Annotated in this window: 1 rRNA gene; it reads left to right on the top strand. The window is 56.2% G+C overall.

The window, feature by feature from the left end:
• Positions 1-320: ribosomal RNA gene (locus KI350_RS22785) — 23S ribosomal RNA — on the top strand; the annotation flags it as partial.

The raw sequence follows: 320 nt of genomic DNA, 5'->3' as shown, positions 1-320 counted from the left end.
CTGCAGCCTGATATTGAATGTTGGTACAGCTTGTACAGGATAGGTAGGAGCCTTGGAAACCGGAGCGCCAGCTTCGGTGGAGGCATCGGTGGGATACTACCCTGGCTGTATTGACCTTCTAACCCGCCGCCCTTATCGGGCGGGGAGACAGTGTCAGGTGGGCAGTTTGACTGGGGCGGTCGCCTCCTAAAAGGTAACGGAGGCGCCCAAAGGTTCCCTCAGAATGGTTGGAAATCATTCGCAGAGTGTAAAGGCACAAGGGAGCTTGACTGCGAGACCTACAAGTCGAGCAGGGACGAAAGTCGGGCTTAGTGATCCGG

The sequence above is a fragment of the Bacillus sp. J41TS8 genome (assembly GCF_018333035.1).
GTDB lineage: Bacteria > Bacillota > Bacilli > Bacillales > Bacillaceae > Bacillus > Bacillus paralicheniformis.
This window is presented reverse-complemented; position numbering and strand designations above follow the sequence as displayed.